Origin of the sequence: Streptomyces roseus, from assembly GCF_001044425.1 — a bacterium.
GTDB classification, from domain to species: Bacteria; Actinomycetota; Actinomycetes; order Streptomycetales; family Streptomycetaceae; genus Streptomyces; species Streptomyces roseus.
In genome coordinates, this window is the sequence record NZ_LFML01000049.1 from 82,657 (window position 1) to 102,729 (window position 20,073).

The 20,073-nt window shown below is 74.7% G+C and carries 18 protein-coding genes; 10 read left to right on the forward strand and 8 right to left on the reverse strand.

All coding sequences use genetic code 11. From position 1 onward, the window contains the following. Positions 1-67: 67 nt before the first annotated feature. The gene (locus ACS04_RS12960; RefSeq protein ID WP_048476714.1) at positions 68-289 is read right to left on the reverse strand and encodes a hypothetical protein; all 222 of its coding nucleotides are present in this window, start codon (positions 287-289) and stop codon (positions 68-70) included. A gap of 59 nt (positions 290-348) precedes the next feature. Further along, on the reverse strand, positions 349-1,878 hold the full coding sequence (locus ACS04_RS12965; protein ID WP_048476715.1) for an aldehyde dehydrogenase (NADP(+)): 1,530 nt from the start codon (positions 1,876-1,878) through the stop codon (positions 349-351). A 146-nt stretch (positions 1,879-2,024) separates the two neighbouring features. Between ACS04_RS12965 and ACS04_RS12970 the strand changes: the two genes are divergently transcribed. The 7 genes from ACS04_RS12970 (at position 2,025) to ACS04_RS13000 (ending at position 8,698) form a co-directional block, all read left to right on the forward strand. Beyond that, positions 2,025-2,867: an IclR family transcriptional regulator gene (locus ACS04_RS12970; protein ID WP_245236381.1), complete on the forward strand. Its 843-nt coding sequence runs from the start codon at positions 2,025-2,027 to the stop codon at positions 2,865-2,867. Positions 2,868-2,959: 92 nt separating this feature from the next. Continuing rightward, positions 2,960-3,910, forward strand: coding sequence for a DUF3995 domain-containing protein (locus tag ACS04_RS12975; RefSeq protein ID WP_048476716.1), 951 nt, complete (start codon positions 2,960-2,962; stop codon positions 3,908-3,910). Then, complete coding sequence (locus ACS04_RS12980) at positions 3,910-5,193, forward strand: sensor histidine kinase (protein ID WP_048476717.1); 1,284 nt, start codon at positions 3,910-3,912, stop codon at positions 5,191-5,193. The genes ACS04_RS12975 and ACS04_RS12980 overlap by 1 nt, the downstream gene beginning before the upstream one ends. Before the next feature lie 53 nt (positions 5,194-5,246). Next, the gene (locus tag ACS04_RS12985; RefSeq protein WP_245236384.1) at positions 5,247-5,864 is read left to right on the forward strand and encodes a response regulator; all 618 of its coding nucleotides are present in this window, start codon (positions 5,247-5,249) and stop codon (positions 5,862-5,864) included. Positions 5,865-5,926: 62 nt separating this feature from the next. Continuing rightward, positions 5,927-7,375, forward strand: a complete 1,449-nt coding sequence (locus ACS04_RS12990; RefSeq protein WP_048476718.1) for a peptidoglycan D,D-transpeptidase FtsI family protein — start codon at positions 5,927-5,929, stop codon at positions 7,373-7,375. 62 nt (positions 7,376-7,437) lie between these two features. Further along, entirely contained in the window at positions 7,438-7,947 is a 510-nt protein-coding gene (locus ACS04_RS12995; protein ID WP_048476719.1) for a GNAT family N-acetyltransferase, read from the forward strand. Positions 7,948-7,990: 43 nt separating this feature from the next. After that, a complete protein-coding gene (locus ACS04_RS13000) occupies positions 7,991-8,698 on the forward strand; it encodes a DsbA family oxidoreductase (protein WP_048476720.1) in 708 nt (235 codons plus the stop codon). 86 nt (positions 8,699-8,784) lie between these two features. Here the strand turns inward: ACS04_RS13000 and ACS04_RS13005 are convergent, their stop codons facing one another. Then, entirely contained in the window at positions 8,785-9,852 is a 1,068-nt protein-coding gene (locus tag ACS04_RS13005) for a pyridoxal-phosphate-dependent aminotransferase family protein (protein ID WP_048476721.1), read from the reverse strand. A gap of 78 nt (positions 9,853-9,930) precedes the next feature. Here ACS04_RS13005 and ACS04_RS13010 point away from each other — a divergent pair, with 78 nt between their 5' ends. Together ACS04_RS13010 and ACS04_RS13015 are read left to right on the forward strand one after the other, a co-directional pair. Then, a complete protein-coding gene (locus tag ACS04_RS13010; RefSeq protein ID WP_048476722.1) occupies positions 9,931-11,019 on the forward strand; it encodes an amidohydrolase family protein in 1,089 nt (362 codons plus the stop codon). Positions 11,020-11,313: 294 nt separating this feature from the next. Continuing rightward, complete coding sequence (locus ACS04_RS13015; RefSeq protein WP_048476723.1) at positions 11,314-12,234, forward strand: SCO1860 family LAETG-anchored protein; 921 nt, start codon at positions 11,314-11,316, stop codon at positions 12,232-12,234. A gap of 31 nt (positions 12,235-12,265) precedes the next feature. On the opposite strand, the gene ACS04_RS13020 is transcribed toward ACS04_RS13015, so the two are convergent. Then, positions 12,266-13,504 carry a CapA family protein gene (locus ACS04_RS13020; protein ID WP_245236382.1) on the reverse strand — a complete coding sequence of 413 codons (1,239 nt, stop codon included), beginning with the start codon at positions 13,502-13,504 and terminating at the stop codon, positions 12,266-12,268. 186 nt (positions 13,505-13,690) lie between these two features. Continuing rightward, positions 13,691-15,121 carry an Rv2231c family histidinol phosphate aminotransferase CobC gene (gene cobC / locus ACS04_RS13025; RefSeq protein WP_078864717.1) on the reverse strand — a complete coding sequence of 477 codons (1,431 nt, stop codon included), beginning with the start codon at positions 15,119-15,121 and terminating at the stop codon, positions 13,691-13,693. An 86-nt stretch (positions 15,122-15,207) separates the two neighbouring features. Between cobC and ACS04_RS13030 the strand changes: the two genes are divergently transcribed. Then, positions 15,208-15,933: a ZIP family metal transporter gene (locus ACS04_RS13030; RefSeq protein WP_048476724.1), complete on the forward strand. Its 726-nt coding sequence runs from the start codon at positions 15,208-15,210 to the stop codon at positions 15,931-15,933. A gap of 2 nt (positions 15,934-15,935) precedes the next feature. On the opposite strand, the gene ACS04_RS13035 is transcribed toward ACS04_RS13030, so the two are convergent. Genes ACS04_RS13035 through ACS04_RS13045 form a run of 3 tightly spaced genes read right to left on the reverse strand, consistent with a single transcriptional unit; the run spans position 15,936 to position 20,067 of the window. Further along, on the reverse strand, positions 15,936-17,342 hold the full coding sequence (locus tag ACS04_RS13035) for a cobyrinic acid a,c-diamide synthase CobB (RefSeq protein WP_078864719.1): 1,407 nt from the start codon (positions 17,340-17,342) through the stop codon (positions 15,936-15,938). Further along, positions 17,336-17,935, reverse strand: a complete 600-nt coding sequence (gene cobO, locus ACS04_RS13040; RefSeq protein ID WP_048476725.1) for a cob(I)yrinic acid a,c-diamide adenosyltransferase — start codon at positions 17,933-17,935, stop codon at positions 17,336-17,338. The genes ACS04_RS13035 and cobO overlap by 7 nt, the downstream gene beginning before the upstream one ends. Continuing rightward, complete coding sequence (locus ACS04_RS13045) at positions 17,935-20,067, reverse strand: putative cobaltochelatase (RefSeq protein ID WP_048476726.1); 2,133 nt, start codon at positions 20,065-20,067, stop codon at positions 17,935-17,937. The genes cobO and ACS04_RS13045 overlap by 1 nt, the downstream gene beginning before the upstream one ends. Positions 20,068-20,073 lie beyond the last annotated feature (6 nt).

Here is a 20,073-nt window from a genome sequence, read left to right on the forward strand (position 1 = left end):
GTCATGACCGGAGAACGACCGGAGGTGCTTTGCCGTTCCCTTACTCTCGCGACTCCCGCCGCGGATTTCAGCGCCGGTTGCGAGGGTGGTTCTTCGCCGTCCGCTCGTTGCCGAACTTGTAGGCTCCCGTCCAGCGGGCCATCACGAGCTGCGCGTCCCCCGACTCCACCTCGGCGAGGAACTTCTCGGCCCGGCCGCCGCGCAACGTGCTCGCGGCCCGCCCCTGGTGCGTGATGACCACGCTCGCGTCGGCGCGCTGTTCGTACGTGAATCCGTGAGGTCTCGGCATGACCGGCAGCCTGCCCCCGCGCGGCGGGGGCGGGCAACGCAATTACCGGGCGGGGCCCCTCAGGACGCGGCGGGCGTGACGCGGCGCGGCAGCCCGAGCGGGTTCGCCTCGCGCAGTTCCGCCGGGAGCAGCGGGTCCGGCACCGACTGGTAGACCACCGGCCGCAGCCAGCGCTCGATGGCGGTGCCGCCGACCGAGGTGGAGTGCGAGGTCGCCGCGGGGTACGGGCCGCCGTGGTGCTGGGCGGGGGCCACCGCGACCCCGGTCGGCCAGCCGTTGACCAGGATCCGCCCGGCCAGCGCCGTGACCTGCTCGATCAGCTCCGCCGCCGGTCCCGGGCCGCCGTCGGCCTCGGCCGCGGAGAGCTGGAGCGTGGCGCTCAGGTTCCCGGGGAGAAGGCCGAGCACCGACCCCGCCTCGCTCTGGTCCCCGTACCGTACGACCACGGTCACCGGTCCGAAGCACTCCTCCAGCAGCACCTCGTACGCCCCGCCCTCCAGCAGGCGCGCCGCCGGCACGGTCAGGTACCCCGCGCCGACGGTGTGCTCGCCGCCGGAGCCCGGGGTGACGGGCGCGTCGACGCCGGGCAGCGCGGCGCGTTCGCGGACGCCGGAGACGAAGTTCTCCCGCATCCGGTGGTCGAGCAGGACGCCCGGCTCGGTCTCGCCGAGCGCCTTGGTCAGCGCCGCGGTGAGCCGGTCGCCGTCCGCGCCCTCGGGGACCAGGACCAGGCCCGGCTTGACGCAGAACTGGCCGAGCCCGAGCGTGACCGAGCCCGCGAGGCCGACGGCGATCTCCTCGGCGCGCTCGGCGGCGGCCGCGGGGGTGACGACGACGGGGTTGAGGGAGCCGAGTTCGCCGTGGAAGGGGATGGGCACGGGCCGGGCGGCGGCCGCGTCGAACAGCGCCCGCCCGCCCCGGATGGAACCGGTGAACCCGGCGGCGCTGACGAGGGGGTGGCGGATCAGCTCCAGGCCCGCGTCGAACCCGTGGACGACGGAGACCACTTCGGGGGGCAGCCCGGCCGCCACGGCCGCCCGGCGCAGCAGCGAGGCGCACAGCTCGGAGGTGGCAGGGTGGTCGGGGTGCGCCTTGACGACCACCGGGCAGCCGGCGGCCAGCGCGCTCGCGGTGTCCCCGCCGGGGACGGAGAAGGCCAGCGGGAAGTTGGAGGCGGCGTAGACCGCGACCACGCCCAGCGCCACCTTGTAGCGGCGCAGTTCCGGGCGCGGCGGGACGGCGCCCGCGTCGGGGCGGTCGATGCGGATGTCGAGGTAGGAGCCCTCGTCCACGGAGTCGGCGAAGGCCCGCAGCTGGCCGGTGGTCCGGGCGAGTTCGCCGGTGAGCCGGCCCGGCCCGAGGGCGGTCTCGGCGTCGGCGGCCTCGATGACGTGGGCCGCGGCCTCGTCGAGCAGGTCCGCGGCCGCGCGCAGGAAGGCCGCGCGGGCGGTCCGGTCGGCGAGGGCGCCGCGGGCCGCGTGGGCGGCGCGCACGGCCTCGTCCACCTCGCCGGACGTGGCCTCGACCGCAACCTGTTCGCGCTGCTTCCCGGTGCGGGGGTCCACACTCCAGACTGGTGTTGCTGCCATGGCGCACTGCCTCCTGGATCTCGCTGACCCGCGCGGTGGTGTTCAGTATTCTGAACGCCGTTCCGATGGATGGATGATCACATCCGTTCAGGACTCTATTTCCGGGTCTTCCGCATTGACAAGGGACAAGAGGGGCAAGAAGGCGAATGAACAGAGGCGAGCCGGGCGGATCCGGCGCGGAAGGGGAGGGGCCGGGGACGCCGGAAGGGGTCGTAGGGGCGGAAAGCGGCCCGGGGGCGCCGGCCGCCGTCAAGTCCGCCGTCCGCACGGTCCTGTTGCTGGAGCACTTCGCGGCGCGGCCCGGACTGCACAGCCTGGCCGACATCCAGCACGACCTCGGACTGCCCAAGTCCAGCCTCTACATGCTGCTGCGCACGCTGGTGAACCTGGGGTGGGTGGAGACGGACGCGACGGGCACGCGGTACGGCATCGGCGTACGGGCCCTGCTCGTCGGCAGCTCGTACATCGACGGGGACGAGGTCGTCGCCGCGGCCCGGCCCACCCTGGACCGGCTCTCCGACGACACCACCGAGACCATCCACCTGGCCCGCAGGGACGGCACGAGCGTGGTGTACCTGGCCACCCGCCCGTCCCAGCACTACCTGCGGCCCTTCACGCGGGTCGGGCGGCGGCTGCCGGTGCACTCGACCGCGCTGGGCAAGGCGCTGCTGGCGACCCACTCCGACGACGAGGTGCGGGCGCTGCTGCCGCGGCGGCTGGAGGCGGTCACCGAGCACACGATCACCGACCGGGAGCGGCTCGTGGAGGAGCTGGCGCTCGTGCGGGAGCAGGGCTACGCGGTGGACCGGGAGGAGAACACGCTCGGGCTGCGGTGCTTCGGGGTGGCGGTCCCGTACCGGACCCCGGCCCGGGACGCGGTGAGCTGCTCGGTGCCTGTGGCCCGGCTGACGGCGGACCGCGAACAGCGGATCAAGGCGGCGCTGTTCGAGGCGCGGGACCGGCTGTCGGTGGCGACCCGGCGCATGTGAGCCGGCGGACGGGGAGGTTCCTCCCCCGGGCGGGGGAGGCGGTTCCCCTGTGCGGGGGAGGTGGGGGGCGGCGCGGGCGGGACCGTTGGGTCATGACCGCACAAGCCGTTCACACGGGGGCCGGACCCAAGGCCCTGAGGGCGGTGGCCCTGGCCGCCACCGTGCCCTATCTCGTACTCAAGTCCGCCTGGCTGTCGGGGAGCCGGGTCGGCATCCCCGACGGCAGCCCGCTGCTGGAGCAGGGGACGTTCCTCGCCGTGGCCAACGCGGTGACCCTGGCCATGGACGCGAGCGTGATCGTTCTCGTCCTGGTCCTCACCCGGCCCTGGGGGATGCGGGTGCCCTCCTGGCTGCTCACGCTGCCCGCCTTCGTCGCCACCGGGCTCCTCACCCCGATCCTCTTCGCGTTCCCCGCCCAACTGCTCATACGGGCGGCCGGTCAGGGCTCCCCGGCGGCCTCCGGGGAAGGGGCGCGGGCCTTCCTCGACCCATGGGTGTTCACCGTCGTCTACACCGGTTTCTCCGTCCAAGGACTCGCCCTGGCAGGGCTGTTCGTGCCCTATGCGCGCAGGCGCTGGGGCCGGCGGTGGCAGGGCGTGCTGGGCCGCGGGCTCCCGTCACCCACGGGGGTGGTGGCGGGAGCCGCGGCGCTGGGCGGCCTGGTGATCGCCGCCGTCCACCTGTACTGGGCCTTCGGGGGGACGGCGGGGCTGGGGGAGGAGCAGGCCGCCGCCCGTTCGGTGTTGACGGGAGTGGTCTTCGCGGTGCACGCGATGTGCGCGCTCGCCGCCGGCGTGGGGGCGGTGCTGCTGGCCCGCGGCGGGAGCCGCGCCGCGTGGTGGCCGTCGGCCCTCACCTGGACCGGCTCGGCGGCCGCCCTGTGCTGGGGGCTGTGGCAGTGGATCGCCTCGCTGGGCCCGCAGCTCGACGGCGGCGAACCGGCCTCGGCGGCGGTCCGCTCGATCTACGCTGGCCAGATGATCACCGGAATATGTGCCGCCGCCGTGCTGACCCGGTTCCTCGTCCCCCGCCGCGAGGGGTGATGCGGACGGCGGCGTCCCGGCTGTTGGGGCCGAGGGCCCGGCTGCGGTGGGTGCACCTGGTCCTCGGCGGGGCCCTGCTGATGCCGTACTTCCTCCTCGCCCAGGTGGTGGTCGGCGTGGGAGCCGGCCGGGGCGGGTTCTTCAACTCGGTCCCGCTGACCTTCGCCTCGTACGGGCTGGCCCTGCCGCTGGCCGCGGGGAGCGCCGTGTTCGGGCTCGTCCGGCCGCTGTCGGCCGGAGCCGTACGGGCCCTGTGCGGGGTGCCGGGCGAGCTGCTGGCCGAGGGGCCGGCCCGGTCCTGGGCGGCGCGGGGGCGGACCTCGGCCTGGTGGACCCTGCACCTGGGGGTCGGCGCGGTGGTCAGCGGGATCAGCCTCGCGGCGCCGCCCATGGCGGTGGTGCTCATCGCGCTGCCGTTCGTGAGCGGGCTGCGGAGCGCCGAGCTGGGGCTCGGGGTGTTCAGCACCGGCGCCGGGCCGTACCTGGCACCGCTGCTCGGGATCGGGCTGCTCGCCGGGGTGGTCCTGTCCGCCGCCGGGGCCGGGGCGCTGCTGGCCCGGACGGCGCCGGTCCTGCTCGGGCCGACGGCGGCGGACCGGCTGGCCGCGGCCGAGGAGCGGGCCGCCGACCTGGCCGTGCGCAACCGGCTGGCCCGGGAGCTGCACGACGCGGTCGGGCACGCCCTCGGCGCCGTCACCCTCCAGGCGGCGGCCGCCCGGCGGGTGCTCGACCACGACCCCGGGTTCGTACGGGAGGCGCTGGCCGCGATCGAGGAGACCACCCGGCGGACGGTGGGCGAGCTCGACGCCGTGCTCGGCCTGCTGCGGGACGGCGACCCGGCCCGGGCCGACGCCGCCCCCGCCCCGACCCTCGCCGCCGATCTCGGCGCACTGCTGGCCCGCACCCGGGCCGCCGGGACCGCCGTCACCGACCACCAGGACCCCGGACCGGGCGGAAACTGGGCGCAGCTCCCGGCGATCGCCTCCCGCGAGGCGTACCGGATCGTCCAGGAGGGCCTGAGCAACGCCCTGCGGCACGGCGCGGGCCCCGTCGAGCTGCGGATCGCCGTACGGGGCGCGAAAGACGGCCCCCCTCGTGAACTGGAGATCACCATGACCAATCCGCCGGGTCCCGCCGCCGGGCCGCGGCCCCGGACCACCGGGGGCCGCGGACTGCCCGGCGCCGCCGAGCGGGCCGGCCTGCTCGGCGGCCGCGTCGAAGCCGGCCCGCACCAGGGGCTGTGGCGGCTGCGGGCCGTCCTCCCGCTCGGCGGGGGCTCGTGACGGCCGCCTCGGGCCGGGCGCCGCTGCGCATCGTGATCGCCGACGACGAGCGGATGGTCCGCACCGCCCTGCGGGTCATCCTCGAAGCCGAACCCGATCTGGTGGTGGTCGGCGAGGCGGCCACCGGCGCCGAGGCCGTCCCCCTCGTGCGTTCGCTGGCCCCCGACGTGGTGCTGATGGATGTCCGGATGCCCGAGATCGACGGCATCCGGGCCACCGAGCAGATCCTGTCCACACTGGCCGAGCCGCCCCGGATCGTGGTCGTCACCACCTTCGAGAACGACGCGTACGTCTACGACGCGCTGCGCGCGGGCGCCGCCGGCTTCCTCCTGAAGCGGGCCGAGCCCGAGGAGCTGATCGGCGCGGTCCGCCTCGTCGCCCGGGGCGACAGCCTGCTCTTCCCGGCGGCCGTCCGCGCCCTGGCCGCGTCCCACGCGCCCGGCGGCCGGGGCTGCGCGGCGCCCTGGGCGGCGCGGCTCACCGACCGGGAGGCGGGCGTACTGCGCCTGATGGCCACCGGCCTGTCCAACCAGGAGATGAGCGAACGACTCGGCGTCGGTCCACAGACGATCAAGACCCACGTGGCGGCGGTCCTGTCCAAGACGGGCTCGCGCGACCGCACCCAGGCGGTCATCGCGGCCTACGAGGGCGGCTTCATGAAGAAAGACTGAGAACCCGGCCACAATCGGGGCAGAGCGGAACGCCGCGAGGCCCTGACACGTCTTTCCCGGAGATGAACAAAACGATCAGGCGTGCGTCGGTCTTCTGTCTGCTCCTGGTGCTGGCCCTTCTGGTGCGGGTCACCTGGGTGCAGGCCTACCAAGGCCAGGCCCTCGCGGACAACGAGAACAACCGGCGGAACCTCATCGGGCAGTACGAGAACCCGCTGGGCAACATCATCGTGGGCGGGGAGGCGATCACCGGCTCGGTGAAGACGGACGGAAAGGACTTCGGCTACAAGCGCACCTACGTCAACGGCCCGCTCTACGCGCCGCTCACCGGCTACAGCTCCCAGGCCTTCGGCACGAGCATGCTGGAGGGGGTCTACAAGAAGATCCTCAACGGGTCCGACGACCGGCTCAAGACGGTGATGGACATGCTCACCAACAAGCGGGCCGCGCCGGGCAACGTGCTGACCACCGTCGACAAGGACGTGCAGACGGCCGCGTACGAGGCGCTCCAGGGCAAGCAGGGCGCCGCCGTCGCCATCGACCCGGCGACCGGCGAGATCCTCGCCATCGTGAACAACCCCTCCTTCGACCCGGGCAGCATCGCCGGGGCCAACGACAAGCAGGCCTGGGAGAAGCTGATCGAGGACAAGGGCAAGGCCCTGGAGAACGTTGCCCTGCGCAAGCCGCAGGCGCCCGGCTCCACCTTCAAGCTGGTCACCCTCGCCGCGGCCATCGAGAACGGCCTGGTCACCAACCTCGACACGCCGACCGGCACCCCGGACCCGTACACGATCCCCGGGACCCGGACCCAGCTGCCCAGCGAGGCGGGCTCCGCGGCCTGCAACAACGTCTCGGCGCGCACCGCGCTGCGGCTGTCCTGCAACAACGTCTTCGCGGAGCTGGCGCACAAGCTGGGCCAGGACAAGATGCGGGCGATGGCGGAGAAGCTCGGTTTCAACAGCGAGATCTCGACCCCCGTGACCGCCCGTCCGGGGAGCAAGTACCCGACGCAGAAGATGTCCGTCGACCAGGTCGCGCAGACCGGTATCGGCCAGTTCGACGTGCAGGCCACCCCGCTCCAGATGGCGATGGTGACCGCCGCGATCGAGAACGGCGGCAAGCTCGTCGCCCCCCACTCGGTCTCCGAGGTCACCGACGGGAACGGCAACGTGCTGGAGAGCCTCAAGGACCCGAAGTCCGAGCAGGTCATGAAGGAGAAGACCGCCTCGATGCTCCAGGACGCCATGCGGACGGTCGCCACCGAGGGCGGCGGCAAGCCCGCGCAGGTGACGGGCGCCGAGGTGGGCGGCAAGACCGGTACCGCGCAGCGCGGCGTGAACAACAGCCTGCCGCCGCTGGCCTGGTTCACCTCGTACGGCAAGCTCGGCGGCAAGCAGATCGCCGTCGCCGTGGTGATCGAGAACTCGGACACCGACCGCTCCGAGATCGGCGGCGGCAAGCTGGCCGCCCCGATCGCCCAGAAGATGATGGCGGCTTGGCTGAAGAAGTAGCCGCGCCGGCCGCTCCACGACGCGCCGGGAACCGACGTGGTTCCCGGCGCGTTTCCCTTCCCATGATCAGACCCGCGCGACCCGCAGATCTCGACGCCATAGCGGCCCTCCACACCCGGGCCCGGGCCACCTACTACCAGCGGCGCGCCCCCGAGGAGGACGGCGCGGGCGAGGCCGAACTCGCGGGCACCCGCCAGGGCTGGTCGGTGGCGGTCGCCCGGAGTGCCGCCGAGGGCGGGGTGCTGTGCGCCGAGCGGGACGGGGAGCTGACGGGGGTGGCCGCCTTCCGGACGGCCGGCGGCGAGACGACCCTCACCCAGCTGCACGTGGATCCGGCCCACTGGCGACGGGGCACCGGCGCCGCCCTGCACGCCGCCTGCGTCGAGGCGTGGCGGCGCGCCGGGATCGGCCGGGTCCGGCTGGAGGTCTACGAACACAACCTGCGGGCCCAGGCCTTCTACGCCCGCCAGGGCTGGCACCCGGATCCGGCCGGTGCGCAGCGCTCCGGCTCGCACCTCACGCTGTGGCTCAGCCTCGGCTCCGGGGAATGCGACGCCCCGACAGGTGGTTGAAGCCGAAACCGTCCCATCCCGGAACAAGGAGAGAAAAAGGATCATGCGCGTCGAGATCTGGAGCGACATCGCCTGCCCCTGGTGCTACATCGGCAAGGCCCGGTTCACGAAGGGGCTGGCCGAGTTCGCGCACCGCGACGAGGTGGAGATCGTCTTCCGGTCCTTCGAGCTCGACCCGAACAGCCCCAAGGGCACGGTGGCGCCCGTCCTGGAGATGCTCGCCAAGAAGTACGGCCGCACCCTCGACGAGGCCCGCGCCATGGAGGAGCACGTCGCCGCGAGCGCCCGCGCCGAGGGGCTGACGTACCGCACCGACGGCCGCGACCACGGCAACACCTTCGACATCCACCGCCTGCTGCACCTGGCCGCCGCCCGCGGCCGTCAGGAGGAACTGCTCGACCTCGCCTACCGCGCGAACTTCGCGCAGGAGCGGTCGGTGTTCGACCCCGAGGTGCTGATCGCCCTCGCGGTCGAGGCCGGGCTGGACGAGGCGGAGGCCCGTACGGTCCTGGCCGACGACACCGCGTACGCCGCAGAGGTACGGGCGGACGAGCGCGAGGCGGCCGAACTCGGCGCGAACGCCGTGCCGTTCTTCGTCTTCGACCGCCGCTACGGCATCTCCGGCGGCCAGCCCGCCGAGGTCTTCACCCAGGCCCTGGAACAGGCCTGGGCCGGCCGCGAGGTGCCCGAGCCCGCGGCCGGGGCCGAGGCCTGCACCCCGGACGGCGCCTGCGCGGTCCCGCAGGCCTGACCGGGGCCGCCCCGCCTGCCCCGCAGGCCTGACCGGGGCCCGGTCCCGCCGGTCCGCCCGGGGCTGCGGCCCCGGGCGGACCGGTATCAGTACAAGGTCTCCGACCAGGCAGCTTCCGCGGCGGCCGCGGCATCGGCCGGATCCGTGCCCAGGGCCGTGGCGAGGGCCGTCAGGGAGGTGAGGACCGCCTCCAGGGACGCCGCCTGGCCGTAATGGTTGACCCGGATCATCTCCCCGGCCGCCGACACCGGGGCCGCGGGGGCGGCGGCCAGCGCCTTCGACGCCACCAGCGGGGCCTGCGGCACGCGGAGCGTGGTGGCCACCGGCGCCGCCTCCTCGGGGCGCGTCACGAACGGGGCGAGGCCCATCGCCTGCGCGCCCGCCCGGGTCGCCGCCGCGGCGGCGGAGTGGCGGGCCATCACCATCGGCAGGCCCTCGGTCGAGATCCGCTCCAGGCACGCCTCCAGGGCCAGCATCTCCAGCTGCGCCGGGGCGTGCGGCAGCGCCGTGCGGCCCGCGTCGATCCAGCGCTCCTTCCAGTCCAGGAGCGAGAGGTACGAGCGGCGCGGGGCCGCCGGGTTCTCGGCGAAGCGGGCCCACGCGCGGTCCGAGACCGACACCGCCGAGACCCCTGCCGGTCCGCCCATCGCCTTCTGGGCACCGATGACGCACAGGTCCACGCCCCACGCGTCCGGCAGCAGCGGCTCCGCGCCCACCGAAGCCACCGCGTCGAGCATGAACAGCGCCCCGTGGGCCCGTACGGCCTCGCCGATCTCCGCCACCGGGTTGGTGTTCCCGGTCGCCGCCTCCGCGTGGACCAGCGAGACGAAGTCGATCCGCGGGTGCTCGGCCAGCGCCCGGGCCACCTGCCCGGCCGTCACCGCCGTGTCGAACGGCACCGCCAGGTCCACCACCTCAGCCCCGCAGTCGCGCAGCCAGTTGCCGAAGGTGGTCCCGTACGGGCCGGTGACCACGTTCAGCGCCGTCGAACCGGGCCGCGCGCCCGAGCGGATGCACCCCTCCAGCGGCAGCAGCGCCTCGCCCTGCGTGATCACCACCTCCTGCCGGGTGGACAGCAGGTCCGCGACCCCCCGTTCGATCGACGCGAAGCGCTCCGCCGTGAGCGGTGGGAGGTCCAGCAGGGGGTGCGTCACGGTGGTGCTCTCTCTTCGTCCGCTGCGTCCGGGGTCTACCCGCACGAGCGTACCGAGGCCGCACGTACAGTGCGGAACATGACCGATGACGTGCTGCATGTGAAGGGGCGTGTGCTCGTCGGGCCCGACGACGCGCGCGACGAGCTCTGGGTGGTCGGCGGCCGGATCTCCTACGAACGCCCGCACGGGGCGCGGGAGATCACCACCGTGTCCGGCTGGGCCCTGCCCGGGCTGGTCGACGCGCACTGCCACGTGGGCCTCGACGCCCACGGCCCGGTCGACGCGGAGACCGCCGAACGCCAGGCCCTGACCGACCGCGACGCCGGCACCCTGCTCATCCGCGACGCGGGGTCCCCCTCCGACACCCGCTGGATCGACGACCGCGAGGACCTGCCGAAGATCATCCGGGCGGGCCGCCACATCGCCCGCCCGCGCCGCTACATCCGCAACTTCGCCCACGAGATCGAGCCGTCCGACCTCGTCGCGTACGTGGGGCGCGAGGCGCGGCGCGGCGACGGCTGGGTCAAGCTGGTGGGGGACTGGATCGACCGCGAGGTGGGGGACCTGGCGCCCTGCTGGCCGCGGGCGGAGGTCGAGGCCGCCATCGCCGAGGCGCACCGGCTGGGCGCCCGCGTCACCGCGCACTGCTTCGCCGAGGACTCGCTGCGCGACCTGGTCGAGGCGGGCATCGACTGCATCGAGCACGCCACCGGGCTCACCGAGGACACGATCCCGCTGTTCGCGGAGCGCGGGGTGGCGATCGTCCCGACGCTCGTGAACATCGCGACGTTCCCGAAGATGGCGGCGGGCGGCGAGGCCAAGTTCCCGCGCTGGTCGGCGCACATGAGGCGGTTGCACGAGCGCCGGTACGACACCGTGCGGGCCGCCTACGACGCGGGCATCGGCGTGTACGTCGGTACCGACGCGGGAGGTTCCCTGCCGCACGGCCTGGTCGCGGCCGAGGTCGAGGAGCTGGTCCGGGCCGGGATCCCGGCGCTGGAGGCCCTCTCGGCGACGACGTGGGCGGCCCGCGAGTGGCTCGGCAGGCCGGGCCTGACCGAAGGGGCGCCGGCGGACCTGGTGGTCTACGACGCCGACCCGCGGGCCGACGTACGGGCGCTGGCGCAGCCGCGGCGCGTCGTCGTGAACGGGAAGGTCCGCGCCTGAACGGGCGGTTGACGCGGGGCGTGACGCCGGAGGCCCGACGTCGTTGTGAAAGGCCGCCCGGGGGGCCGGCGTCGGCGTGTTCCCGGCGGCCGTGTGGCGGAAAAGAACTCCCGTTCCTTCTGAGGCGCAGTAAATCGAATACATGCATGAAAACCACCCTTTGGGGTGAACTCACCGCAGGTCGTCGCCCGTTCACTCTCCGTGCGTAAAGATTCCCAGGGTCAGAGGCCGTCGGCGCGCGATGTCCCCCATTGGCGGCGCGACGGCTCCCATCTCCCCGGGGGTTCCACCACCTTGAACAGCAACACCTTCCGCATGCCCGCAGCCGTCCTGATCGCCACGGGAGCGGTCGCCCTGCTCACCGCCCCGCCCGCGTCCGCCGCCGGCGGCGTCCCCGCCGGCGGGGACGAGGGCAAGGCCGGCGCCGTCGTCCTGCGCGCCGGCCTCGACGTGGGCCTGCTCAACAAGGCCGTCCACGTGCCGCTGACCACCACCCTCAACGAGGTCAGCGCCCCCGCGACGGCACAGAAGACTGCCCTGACGGTGGCCCTGGACGGGGTCGAGGGGGGGAAGCCGGTCAGCCTGCTGCGCGCGGACGTGGCCACCTCCAAGGCCACCGCCGACAAGAACCGCGCCGAGGCGGAGGCCAACCTGGCCGACGCCACGGTGCACGTCCCGGGGCTGCCCGCGCTCTCCCTGATCCAGGTGGAGAAGGTCACGTCCAAGGCCGTGTGCGAGGCGGGCAGGAAGCCCGTGGCGAGCTCGAACGTGCTCGGCTCGGTGACCGTGCTCGGCAAGAAGGTCACCCTCTCGGCGGGCGGCCCGACCAAGGTCGAGATCCCCAAGGTCGGCATGGTCAGCCTGGAGCTCTCCGGCACCCGGACCACCTCCACCACGGCCGCGGCGGCGGCGCTGCGGCTCAAGGTGTCCGTGAACCCGCTGGACCTGAACGTGGCCCAGGTCGAGGGCGAGGTCGTGCTCGCCGAGGCGCACTGCGAATCCCCCGCCGGGGCGCCGGCGCCCGAACCCTCGGCGGGGTCCGGCCTCAAGCCGCAGACGGCGGCCTCCGGGACCGGCGCGGCCGTCACGGCCGACGCCAACCTGGCCGAGACCGGCGGCGGTTCGCCGGCCCCGTACGTCGCGGGCGGTGCGCTGGTCCTGCTGGGCATCGGGGCGGCCGCACTGGTCGTGACCCGGCGCGGCCGCACCTCGTAGCCTCGTCACCCGACCGCGGTCCGCGGGGTGCTCAGCGGGTGGCGCGCACCAAACCCTGCTTGTCCGCTCCGCGCGACAGCACGGCCTCGCTGACCTGCTTGTCGACGGCGGAGTACGCGGACTTCGCGGCCGCCCCGAGCCCGGATTCGGTGGCGGCGCAGGAGGTGCACACGACGCGGAACGGCGGGTTCATGTCCGAGTACTGGGTGAGGTACTCGGCCTTGGTCACGTCCCACCGGCCGGGGTGGGCGGCCGCCGGGGTGAAGGTGAAACGCGGGATCGAGGACATGTTGCCGCGCGCCTTGTCGGCCTCGTAGAAGCTGGCGATCTGGTCGCCCATGCCGAACACGACCCATGTGCCGTTGATCTTCTCGTAGGGCTGCGGCACATGGTTGTGCGTCCCGAGGACCAGATCGATGTCGGGGAGCCCGTCCGGGCCGCGCGAGGCGGTCAGCGCCTGCGCCAGGTCCCGCTGCTGCTGGTCGGGCGCCGTCTGCCACTCGGTACCCCAGTGGACGCTGAGGACGACCACGTTCGCGCCGGCCGCCCGCGCCGCGCGGGCGTCGGCGATGATCCGGTTCTGGTCGATCAGGTTGACGGACCAGGGCTTTGCGGCCGGGACCGGGATCCCGTTCGTCCCGTACGTGTAGTCCAGCTGGGCGACCTTGGCGCCGCCGGCGGAGAGCACCGCCGGGGCCTTGGCCTCATCGGCGCTGCGGGCGGAGCCGACGTGCTTGATGCCGACCCGGTCGAGGTGTTCCAGGGTGCGGACGAGGCCGTCGTAGCCGTCGTCCAGGGTGTGGTTCGAGCCGGTCGAGCAGCTGTCGTACCCGGCGTCCTTCAGCGCGTCGGCCAGCTGGTGCGGGGCCTTGAACGCGGGATATCCGGTGTAGGGGCCGCCGGGCCGGCCGTACGGTATCTCGTGGTGGCATATCGCCAGGTCGGCGGCGGCCACCAGGGGCTTGACCCCCGCGAGTATCTTCCGGAAGTCGTGGCTCTGGCCGCTGCCCTGGGCGTCGTCGGCGGCCCGCTGGACGATCGAGGGGTACGGGATGATGTCGCCGGTCGCGACCAGCGTGAACGGCTTGGCCCCGGCGGGCGCCGCCGGACTCGCCTCGCCCCGGCCCTCCTTGCCGGTCCCGGGCCTGGCCCCGAGCCGCTGCTCGCCGGCCTCCGTGCCGTGGTCGAGCAGGCTCGGCAGGGCGAGGATCCCGCCGGCTATGGCCGCCACCGCCGCCACGGCCAGGCCTGTCGTCGCTGATGTCTTCACTTCCGGACCCCCCGGGCTTCCCTGCTGATGCCGAGATCATCGCCTACCTCCGGCCACCCCGCCAACGGAGCCGGGGCCTCCGGATGGCGGCCCCGCCGCGGCGGGAGCGGGCCCGTTTCCCGGCGGCCGGGCAGGCAGCGGGCCGGGCCGGGCTCCGGGGTCAAGCGGGTCGGTCCGGGGGCCCGGTCAGCGGGCCGTCAGCGCCAACGCGTGGTCCAGGGCCTGGAGCAGGCTGCCCGTCGTGGCCCGGTCGCGGACCGCCAGCCGCAGCCACGAGTCGTCCAGCCCCGGGAAGGTGTCCCCGCGGCGGACCGCGAACCCGAGGGAGCGCAGCCGGGCGCGGACCTCCGCGCCGCCCGCCACCCGGATCAGGACGAACGGCCCCTGCGCCACCCCCGACACCGTGATCTCCTCGAACTCCGCCAGCCCCGCCAGCAGATGCGCCCGGTCCACCGCGATCTGCCGGGCGGCGGCCTCCGCCTCCTCCAGCGCCGCGGGGGCCATGCACGCCTCGGCCGCCACCAGCGCCGGCGTGGACACCGGCCACAGCGGCTGCGCCGCCGCCAGCTTCGCGATCACCCGCGGCTCGGCCAGCACGTAGCCGATCCGCAACCCCGCCAGCCCCCAGGTCTTCGTCAGGCTCCGCAGCACCACCAGCCCCGGCACGTCCGTCCGCCCGGCCAGCGCCTCCCGCTCACCCGGGACCACGTCCATGAACGCCTCGTCCACCACCAGGATCCGGCCCGGCCGGGCCAGCGCGGTCAGCACCGCCGCCGGGTGCAGGACCGAGGTCGGATTGGTCGGGTTGCCGACCACCACCAGGTCCGCCTCCTCGGGCACCGCCTCCGGGTCCAGCCGGAACCCGTCCGCCGCCCGCAGCACCACCCGCTCCACCGTGTGCCCCGCGTCGCGCAGCGCCGCCTCGGGCTCGGTGAACTGCGGGTGCACCACCACCGGCCGCCGCGCGCCTAGGGCCCGCGCGATCAGTACGAACGCCTCCGCGGCCCCGGCCGTCAGCAGCACCCGCCCGACCGGCAGCCCGTGCCGGGCCGCCACCGCCGCACGGGCCGACCGCCCGTCGGGGTACGAGCCGAGACCGTCGAGCGAAGCCGCGATGCGCTGCTTGAGCCAGTCCGGCGGTGTGTGCGCCCGTACGTTGACCGCGAGGTCCACCAGCGCGCCGCCGTCGCCGCGCACCTCCGCGTCCCCGTGATGGCGCAGGTCGTGCGGCTGGACGGTGGCCACCGCGCAGGTCGCCGCCACCGACCGGCGCTTGGGCACGAGCAGTTCACCCCCGCCCGCGAGCGCCGCGGCCTCCGCCACCGAGGAGGTGCCGGCGGCGCCCCGCACCGTGTCGCAGGGGTGCGGTACGGCAATCGTGGCCAGCTCCTCGGCGGGATAGCTGAGCAGGGGTACGCCGAAACGTTCCGCCGCGCCCGCTATCCCCGCCTCCTCCGCCTTCGACTCCACCGTGGCCAGCGCCTTCACCGCTCCGGCGGCCAGTCCGGCCCCCCGCAGGGTCTCCTCGACGAGGGCGCAGACCTCCGCCACGGAGACACCCTTGCGTCCGCCGACCCCGACCACCAGCTGCGTCGCGTACTCGCCCACCGGGCTCATGCCCCCTCCGTCGTCGTCAATGGTTCGTGCCCCGCCGCCCGCGCGCACACGTGCACACGGGGCGAGGAGTCGGTATCCAGGGGCACATGGCCGTGATCGTGGCGCTGGGCGCGTTCCTGATGACCCTGGCGGGCGGGTGGACGGCGCAGCGCGTCACCGACCGCCGCCACCTCGTGCTGGGCCTGGCCGGCGGGCTGATGCTCGGCGTCGTGGGCCTCGACCTGCTGCCGGAGTCGCTGCACGCGGCCGGCCGCAAGGTGTTCGGCGTCCCGCTCGCCCTGCTGCTCTTCGTGGCCGGGTTCCTGATCGCGCACGTCGTGGAACGCCTGCTGGCGGTGCGCCAGGCCGCGCACGGCGCCGAGAACGGGGGCCGGGTCCCCGAGGTCGGGCTGACGGCGGCCTCGGCGATGGTCGGCCACAGCTTCGCCGACGGCGTGGCCCTGGGCGCGGCCTTCCAGGTCGGGGGCGGCATGGGCGTGGCCGTGTCGCTGGCCGTCATCACGCACGACTTCGCCGACGGGTTCAACACGTACACGCTCACCCGGCTGTACGGGAACGCCCGCCGCAAGGCCCTGATGATGCTCTTCGCGGACGCGGTGGCCCCGGTACTGGGCGCGCTGTCCACTCTGCTGTTCACCCTTCCGGAGGAACCGCTGGGGGCCTACCTCGGATTCTTCGGCGGAGCCCTGCTGTACCTGGCGGCCGCCGAGATCCTGCCGGAGGCGCACCACAAGCACCCCGCCCTGTCCACGCTGATGTGCACGGTGGGCGGGGTGGCCGGGATCTGGCTGGTGGTGGGCCTCGCGGACTGAACTCACCGGGCCCGCGCCGCCGACCGCGCGAACCGCAGGGCCACGGAGGGCTCCGCCGCCCAGTGCGTGTGCAGGTAGCTGGCGTGCACGCCCTGCCGTACGAAGCCCTCGACCCGGCGTTCGGGGTGCGTGAACCCCCACGCGGGCGCGGAACCGGCGCCCGGCTCGATCACCGTGCGGTGGAACTCGTGGCCGCGCAGGCGGGTGCCGGCGACGGCGAGGGCGCTGTCCGACACCGCGACGGCCTCGCGGTAGCCGAGGGTCAGGCGCTCCGACATGCGTGCGTCGGCGTCGAGGACCCCGCACATGGGCTTGCCGTCCAGGGAGCGGGCGAGGTACAGCAGCCCCGCGCACTCGGCGGCGACGGGCCCGCCGGCCGCGGCGAAGGCCGCGACGGCCTCGCGCAGCGGCGCGTTGGCGGCGAGCTCGGGCGCGTACACCTCGGGGAACCCGCCGCCGATCACCAGACCGGTGGTCGTGTCGGGCAGGGCCTCGTCCCGGAGCGGGTCGAAGGTGACGACCTCCGCCCCGGCGGCGCTGAGCAGCTCGGCGTGCTCGGCGTAGGAGAACGTGAACGCGGGACCGCCCGCGACGGCGATGACGGGCCGCGGGCCGGCGCCCGGGGCGTCGAGCGCCTGCGGCCCGTCGTGGCCGTCGCGGGGGACCAGCGCCCCCTGCGGCGACCACGGCTCGCACTCCAGCGCCGGGGCGGTCCGCGCCAGGGCCATCAGGGCCTCCAGATCGCAGCCCGCCCGTACCTGGTCCGCGAGGGCGGAGACGGAGGACACGGCGTCCGACCGCCGCTCCGCCACCGGTACCAGCCCCAGGTGCCGCGAGGGCGCGGCCACCTGCGGGGCCCGCCGCAGGACGCCGAGCACCGGCATCCCGGCCTCCTCCAGCGCCTCCCGCAGCATCGCCTCGTGCCGGTCGGACCCGACCTTGTTCAAGATCACGCCCCCCAGCCGCACCTGCGGGTCGAACGACGCGAAGCCGTGCACCAGCGCCGCCACCGACCGCGACTGCGACGAGGCGTCGACCACCAGCACCACCGGCGCCCGGAGCAGCTTCGCCACCTGCGCCGTCGACGCCAGCTCACCCCGGCCCGCGGCGCCGTCGTACAGCCCCATCACGCCCTCGACGAGCGCGAGGTCGCAGCCCGCGGCCCCGTGCGCGAACAGCGGGGCGACCAAGTCCGGCCCGCACATGAACGCGTCCAGGTTGCGCCCCGGCCGCCCCGTGGCCAGGGCGTGGTAGCCGGGGTCGATGTAGTCGGGCCCGGCCTTGTGCGGGGACACGGCGAGGCCGCGCTCCGTGAAGGCCGCCATCAGGCCCGTGGCGACGGTGGTCTTGCCGCTGCCGGAGGACGGCGCGGCGATCACCAGCCGGGGTATGCGGAACGAGGTCACCACTCGATGCCCTTCTGGCCCTTCTGGCCGGCGTCCATCGGGTGCTTGACCTTGGTCATCTCCGTGACCAGGTCCGCGAACTCCACCAGCTTCCGCGGCGCGTTGCGCCCCGTGATCACCACGTGCTGGGCGCCCGGCCGCCCGCGCAGCACCTCGATGACCTCGTCGACGTCGATCCAGCCCCAGTGCATCGGGTACGCGAACTCGTCCAGCACGTACAGCTTGTGCGTCTCGGCGGCCAGATCGCGCTTGACCTGCTCCCAGCCTTCCTTGGCCGCCTGCTCGTTGTCGAGCTGCGCGTCGCGCTGGACCCAGGACCAGCCCTCGCCCATCTTGTGCCAGACAACGGAGCCGCCCTCGCCCGACGCCCCGAGCACCTTGAGCGCGTTCTCCTCGCCGACCTTCCACTTCGCCGACTTGACGAACTGGAACACCCCGATCGGCCAGCCCTGGTTCCAGGCGCGCAGCGCCAGCCCGAAGGCCGCCGTCGACTTGCCCTTGCCCGGGCCGGTGTGGACGAAGACGAGCGGGCGGTTGCGGCGCTGGCGCGTCGTGAGTCCGTCGTCCGGAACGACGGTCGGCTGTCCCTGCGGCATTACGCGGCCCTCCTGTGGGTGTCGGATGCGGTACGTACGTTCTTCACGAGCCCGGCCAGCGAGTCGGCCCGCAGCCCGTCGAGCGTGACGGCGGGCCCGCCGAGGTCGGCGGCCAGTACCCCGGCCAGCCCCAGCCGGACCGGTCCCGACTCGCAGTCCACGACCACCGAGGCGACGCCCTCGGCCTGGAGCAGCCGGGCGCTGCGGCCCGCGAGCGCGCGCGGGTCCCCGCCGGCGGCACCGGCGGATCCGGTCGAACCGGTCGAACCCGCCGACGTGGCCCGCCCGTCGGTGACGACCACGAGCAGCGGGCGGCGGCTGGGATCGCGCAGCCGCTCGATCCGCAGTACCTCGTGGGCCTTGAGCAGGCCCGCGGCGAGCGGGGTGCGCCCGCCCGTCGGCAGCTGTTCGAGCCGGGTCGCGGCCGCGTCGACCGAGGAGGTGGGCGGCAGCGCCAGCTCGGCGGCGGAGCCGCGGAAGGTGATCAGACCGACCTTGTCCCGGCGCTGGTAGGCGTCCAGCAGCAGCGAGAGCACCGCACCCTTGACGGCGCCCATGCGCTGGCGCGCCGCCATCGAACCGGAGGCGTCGACCACGAACAGGACCAGGTTGCCCTCGCGGCCCTCCCGGGTGGCCTGGCGCAGGTCGTCCTTGCGGACGACGAGCCCGCGCCCGGTGCGCCCGCGCGCCTTCTGGTGCGGGGCGGCGGCGTGGACGGTCGCGGCGAGGTGCAGCTTCGTCAGCTGGCCGCGGGGGCGCTGGGCGCCGGTGGTGCGGCCGTGCGCGGTGCGGGCCCGCGAACGTCGCCCGGACGCGCCCTCGCCGAGCCCCGGGACGCTGAGCATCTTCGTCCGGAACGGCTCGGCGGCCCGTACGGCGGCCTGCTCGCGCCCGGCGCCGTCCTGGGAGGCTGGCTGGGGGGCGGGGGAGTCGGGGGACTCGGGGCCGGCCTCGGGGGCGTTCTCCGGGGCGGCGTCCGGGGCCGGGGCCTCGGGGGCTTCGGGCGCCTCGGGTCCGCCCTGCGGGGGGATCCCGCCGCCTCCGCCGTCCGGGCCGCCGTCCTGCGGACCGCCGTCGTCCGGGCCCTCGGGCTCCGGGTCGGGCTCGTTCTCGGGCTCCTCGTCGGGGAACCCGTCCAGGATCTCGTCGAGCTTGTCCTCGTCGAGGCCCGGGGCGTCGAAGGGGTTGCGGCGCCGCCGGTGGGGGAGCGCCAGCAGCGCGGCCCGGCGCACGTCCTCCTTGCGCACGTCGGTCCGCCCGGCCCAGGCGGCCAGCGCGGTCGCGGTCCGGGCCATCACGATGTCGGCGCGCATGCCGTCGACCTCGAACCCGGCGCAGGTCGCGGCGATCTGGAGCAGGCAGGTGTCCCCGAGGCGGACCTGGGGGAGCAGGGCGCGGGCGGCCACGACGCGAGCGCGGACCTCCTGCTCGTCACCGGCCCAGCGGCCGGCGAAGGCGGCCGGGTCGTCCTCGTACGCGAGCCGCCGGCGCACCACCTCGACGCGCTGGGCGGGCTCGCGGGAGGCGGCCACCTCCACGGTGAGTCCGAAGCGGTCCAGGAGCTGGGGGCGGAGCTCGCCCTCCTCGGGGTTCATCGTGCCGACGAGCAGGAAGCGGGCGGCGTGACGCACGGAGACGCCCTCGCGCTCGACGTACGAGGCGCCCATCGCGGCGGCGTCGAGGAGGAGGTCGATGAGGTGGTCGTGGAGGAGGTTGACCTCGTCCACGTAGAGGATCCCGCGGTGCGCGTCGGCGAGCAGGCCGGGCTCGAAGGCCTTCACGCCTTCTGCGAGGGCCCGTTCGATGTCGAGGGCGCCGACGAGGCGGTCCTCGGAGGCGCCCACGGGCAGCTCCACCATGCGCGCGGGCCGGGCGGTGCCGGAGCCGCCCTCGTGGGGGCCGTCGGGGCAGCCGGGGTCGGGGGCGGCCGGGGCGCAGGAGAACCGGCAGCCGGGGACGACGTCGACCTGGGGCAGCAGCGCGGACAGCGCGCGGACGGCGGTGGACTTGGCGGTCCCCTTCTCGCCGCGCACGAGCACGCCGCCGACCGCCGGGCTCACGGCGTTGAGCAGGAGCGCGAGGCGCAGGTCGCTCTGGCCGACCACTGCGGTGAACGGGTAGGGCGTGCTCATGCGATG